The sequence below is a fragment of the Longimicrobium sp. genome, assembly GCF_036280135.1.
Lineage (GTDB): Bacteria > Gemmatimonadota > Gemmatimonadetes > Longimicrobiales > Longimicrobiaceae > Longimicrobium.
Window position 1 is genome coordinate 1 of sequence record NZ_DASURI010000986.1, and the last position, 4,040, is coordinate 4,040.

Annotated in this window: 6 protein-coding genes; 3 read left to right on the plus strand and 3 right to left on the minus strand. The window is 70.3% G+C overall.

What is annotated here, in order from left to right; genetic code table 11:
• Positions 1-364: 364 nt before the first annotated feature.
• Complete coding sequence (locus VFZ20_RS31735; RefSeq protein WP_329687993.1) at positions 365-1,093, plus strand: DsbA family protein; 729 nt, start codon at positions 365-367, stop codon at positions 1,091-1,093.
• 178 nt (positions 1,094-1,271) lie between these two features.
• Here VFZ20_RS31735 and VFZ20_RS31740 read toward each other — a convergent pair whose 3' ends face one another.
• Genes VFZ20_RS31740 through VFZ20_RS31750 form a run of 3 tightly spaced genes read right to left on the minus strand, consistent with a single transcriptional unit; the run spans position 1,272 to position 2,810 of the window.
• Positions 1,272-1,484 carry a hypothetical protein gene (locus VFZ20_RS31740; RefSeq protein WP_329687994.1) on the minus strand — a complete coding sequence of 71 codons (213 nt, stop codon included), beginning with the start codon at positions 1,482-1,484 and terminating at the stop codon, positions 1,272-1,274.
• Between the two features lie 37 nt (positions 1,485-1,521).
• Positions 1,522-2,010, minus strand: coding sequence for a vitamin K epoxide reductase family protein (locus tag VFZ20_RS31745; RefSeq protein ID WP_329687995.1), 489 nt, complete (start codon positions 2,008-2,010; stop codon positions 1,522-1,524).
• On the minus strand, positions 2,007-2,810 hold the full coding sequence (locus tag VFZ20_RS31750) for a DsbA family protein (RefSeq protein WP_329687996.1): 804 nt from the start codon (positions 2,808-2,810) through the stop codon (positions 2,007-2,009). Before VFZ20_RS31750 ends, VFZ20_RS31745 begins: the two co-directional genes overlap by 4 nt.
• 162 nt (positions 2,811-2,972) lie before the next feature.
• Here VFZ20_RS31750 and VFZ20_RS31755 point away from each other — a divergent pair, with 162 nt between their 5' ends.
• Together VFZ20_RS31755 and VFZ20_RS31760 are read left to right on the plus strand one after the other, a co-directional pair.
• Entirely contained in the window at positions 2,973-3,725 is a 753-nt protein-coding gene (locus VFZ20_RS31755; RefSeq protein ID WP_329687997.1) for a hypothetical protein, read from the plus strand.
• Positions 3,722-3,937 (plus strand): hypothetical protein, encoded by a 216-nt coding sequence (locus tag VFZ20_RS31760; protein ID WP_329687998.1) that lies wholly within the window; start codon positions 3,722-3,724, stop codon positions 3,935-3,937. The genes VFZ20_RS31755 and VFZ20_RS31760 overlap by 4 nt, the downstream gene beginning before the upstream one ends.
• Positions 3,938-4,040: the final 103 nt, after the last annotated feature.

Below are 4,040 nucleotides of genomic sequence, written 5' to 3' on the forward strand. Positions count from 1 at the left end.
GTACGCGGCCTTCCCCTTCGCGGTCGGCTCGGCCAGCGCCTCCATGGCGCCGAAGCCCAGGGCGAACGTGGTGGCGACGGCGAACAGTCCCTGGCGCGCGATCTTGCTCGGCTTCATACGCGTATCCTCCGCGAACGGTGATGCCCGGCACGAAGCCGGGCCATGATTGGGATGCGGATGCGCCGATGCACTTTCCATTCCCGTCAATTAAATCCAAGGATCGTCCAATCGGCGGCGCCGAGCCGCGCGATTGACCTGCCTGACGGGACACGGCTATCTTCCTGCCGATCCCTTTCCGTACGAGACCGGTGCGGGCGCGGCGTGTTCCGCGCCCTTCTGCTCGTCTCCCGCTCCCGCACCTCTGATGACGCGCTTCTCCACCCTGGCCGTCGCGGCCCTGCTGCTCACCGCCAGCCTGCCCATGACGGCGTGCGGCCAAACGCAGGGCGCCGCGCCGGCGGCCGCCACGGCCAGCACCGACTCGCTGCTCCCCCGCGCCGACCGCGGCCGCATGAAGGGCGCCGACAGCGCGCAGGTCACGATCATCGAGATCAGCGACTTTCAGTGCCCGTACTGCCGCGAGTTCGCCACCACCACGTACCCGCGCATCGACAGCGCGTACGTGCAGACGGGCAAGGCGCGGGTCATCTACATCAACCTGCCCCTCTCCATGCACCGCGAGGCCTACGCCGCAGCCGAGGCGGCCATGTGCGCGTCGGCGCAGGGCAAGTTCTGGCAGATGCACGACCGCCTGTTCGCCACCCAGCGCGAGTGGAGCAACCAGCCCGACGCGTCGCAACGGTTTGAGCGCATTGCGCAGGAGCTGCGGCTGGACATGGCCGCGTACCGCGACTGCACGGCCAACGACCGCCCGTCGTCCATCATCGTGAGCGATGCCATGCAGGCGGCCGAGGCGGGCATTCGCGGCACGCCGGCGTTCATCCTGAACGCGCGCAGCGGCCAGCGCGCCCTGAGCGGCGCCGTGCCCTTCGAGCAGTTCCAGGCCGAGATGGAGGCCCTGCTCTCCGGCCAGCCCGCGCCCGCGCAGCAGCAGCCGCAGACGCCGCAGGGCCAGACGCCGCGGCAGCCGTAAAGAAAACGGAAAGGCCTCACACGGGGCCTTGGGCCAACGGAGTCAACGGGAACGGATCAGGACCGGTGGCTCCGTGCGGGAATGCAGTTGCTCGCGGACCGGACCCGATGAAAATGCCCCGCCGCCGGATGCGTCCGGCGGCGGGGCTTCTTGCTCCAGCGATCTCGGGCGAGGCGAATCAGTCCTCCTCGCCCTCCACGTACGCGCTCACGAGGCGTCCCATGTCCACGAACAGCTGGCGCGTGACGGACTCCTCCTCGCGCAGCAGGTCCACGAGCCGGTCGTAGCGGCCCAGCATGTCCAGGGGCACGTGCACGGTCTCCGCGTGAAAGGTGCCCTGGTCGGCGAACACCAGGCGCACGCGCACCGTCTGGCCGGGGGTCTGCGACATCCGTGAATCCTCGGTTGCGATCAAAAAGGGGAAACGCCTACCGGGCCTGTCGCAGCCCGGGAATGCTCAGCAGAAAGATCAGCGTGACCAGGATGGCCGAAATCACGCACCACTGGCACCACGCGTGGATCACGAACGCCTCCAGGTACGTGAGGTACGCCGAGAACAGCACCCCCACGGCCGCCACGCCAAACAGGCCCAGCGCCACCCACCGCGACCCGGCAAGGCGCGGCTGGATGCCCGCCACGGCCAGTGCCAGCAGGGCGATGTACGCGCCCAGCCCCCACACGGCCACGGGCTGGCCCAGGAAGTAGGAGTAGGACGAGTTCTGCACCTTTTCGCACCCGCCGAGGGTGCACTGGATCTCGCCCAGGTAGCCCAGCTTGTACATCGACAGGTACGTCGACAGCATCAGGCCGATCAGGGCCAGCACGGCGATGGCCATGCGCGTGACGGGCGGGCGCTCCTCGAGGTACTCCTCGGCGTCGACGGCGTCCATCCGCCCGTCCGTCACCACGGTGCTCACGGCGCGGCCGTCGTGGGCGCGGCGGCCCCGGCGGCCGGCGACGAAGCGGCCGGCGCCGCGGCGGGGGGCGTCGCGGCGGGCGCGGCGGCGCCGCCGGCGGAGGGCAGCTCGGCCTGGATCACGCGGTCCCACTCGGCGCGGGTGCTGGGCGTCTCGATGCGCTTGCCGTTCACGATGAGCGTGGGCGTGCCCTGCACCCCCAGCGTGCTGCCCAGCTGAAAGCTCTCCGACACTTCCTTCTGGTACTTGTCGGAGCTCAGGCACTGCTCGAACGCGCCGCGGTCGATGCCGATCTGCTGCGCGTAGCCCGCGAACAGGTCGCCGGCCTCGTCGCTCTCCGACCAGTCGCCCTGGCGCGAGAACACCAGGTCGTGAAAGGCCCAGAACTGGTTCTGCTCGTTGGCGCAGCGGCCGGCGCGCGAGGCGAGCACGGCGTTCTTGTGCAGCTGCACGAGGGGAAAGTCGTACCAGACGAAGCGCACCGTGCCGTTGTCGATGTAGTCCTTGGCCAGCGGCTTGTTGAACATGGCAAAGCGGCCGCACGCCGGGCACTGGAAGTCGGCGAACTCCATGATCACCACGGGCGCGTTGGGCTGCCCCTGCGAGATGCCGGGGACGCGCTGCAGCTGCTCGGGCGTCATCACCACCTGCTGCAGCGTGGTGGCGCCGGCCTTGGCGCCGCCCTGCGTCTGCCGGTACAGCAGAACGGCGCCGGCGACCGCCACAAGGGCGAGCACGAGGTAGAACGGCGTAAGCGACGACGAGCGCCGGGGCTTGGGCTTGGGCGCGGGACGGGCCACTGGACTCTCTCCGGTCGTTTCGTGGGGACGCACGCGTCGCGTGCACGTGCGGGAAAAGCGGTCCAAACTATAACCGCCCCGCGGCGGCCGGGGCAAGCCGCGCCCGGAACGCTCCTTGCACCTTTAACGCGGGATTCACCTTTCGCGGGACCCTGGAGACGCATGGATATTCGCCTGGTGCGCGGCCGCGAGTCGCGCGTGTGGCTCACCGTTCTGCTGCTGGCCGGCGCCGGCGTGCTGCTGCTGGTCTTTGTCGCCATCTTTGGCGGCGACGAGACCATGAAGGCCAAGCGGCAGGTGGGCGCCATGGCCAACTTTGGCGCCGACCGCGCCCCCGTGCTGCCCATGGAGACGCAGCCGTTCGAGACGCTGCTGCCCCTGGACACGCGCGAGCTGGGCCGCCTTGTAAACCTGCGCGGCACGGCCGAGAGCGGCGTGCGCGGCAACGCCGTGTGGGTGCGCACGCCCACGGGCCGCCGCATCCTCGTCCGCTTCGAGCCCGATCCGCCGGCGTCGGCCCTGCGGGGGCTGGGGCCGGGGTCGGGGCTGGACATCAACGGCTACGTGCAAAAGATGTCGCGCGCCGAGCTCGACATGTGGCTGGACTCGCTGAACGTGGTGATCCCGCGGCCCCGGCCCGGCATCAAGTTCGGCGACCTGCCCGACAGCGGGTTTGCCAAGATCGATTCGCTGTTCATCAAGAACTTCTACGTGTCCGTGCGCCCCGAGGGGCTGCGGCACAGCCGCTCCACGGCGTCGCTGCGGCCCGACACCACGCTGCAGCCGTACCGCGACACCACCGCCGCGGCCCGCTTTCGCGCCGACAGCGCCCGCGCCGAGGCCCGCGCGGCGGCCGACACGGTCCGCACGCCCACGGCGCCGCGCGACACCGCACCCGCCGCGGGCGCGCCGTGAACTGGACGACCGACGCGCTGGACCGGCTGGAGCGCGCCATGGCCGAGGGAACGCGCGTGCAGCTGCGGCGCCGCGGCACGGAGATGGTGCTGGTGCCGGACCGCCTGCGCCATGACTACGGCGGCGAGGTGCTCGTGGCCCACCACCTGGGCACCGGCGACCGCGTGGAGGTCCCCCTGCACGAGGTGGAATCCTTCCACGTGCTGGACTGACGGGAAGTCGTCCGAGTCAACGCCAAGAGCCCCGTCCGCGTGAGCGGACGGGGCTCTTCTGCATCCATGACGAAAGAATTCTCACACGGGGCCTGCGGCCAAC

Coding starts and splice junctions, on each gene's coding strand:
- VFZ20_RS31735 (WP_329687993.1), top strand. CDS start 365: ATGACGCGCTTCTCCACCCTGGCCGTCGCGGCCCTGCTGCTCACCGCC.
- VFZ20_RS31740 (WP_329687994.1), bottom strand. CDS start 1,484: ATGTCGCAGACCCCCGGCCAGACGGTGCGCGTGCGCCTGGTGTTCGCC.
- VFZ20_RS31755 (WP_329687997.1), top strand. CDS start 2,973: ATGGATATTCGCCTGGTGCGCGGCCGCGAGTCGCGCGTGTGGCTCACC.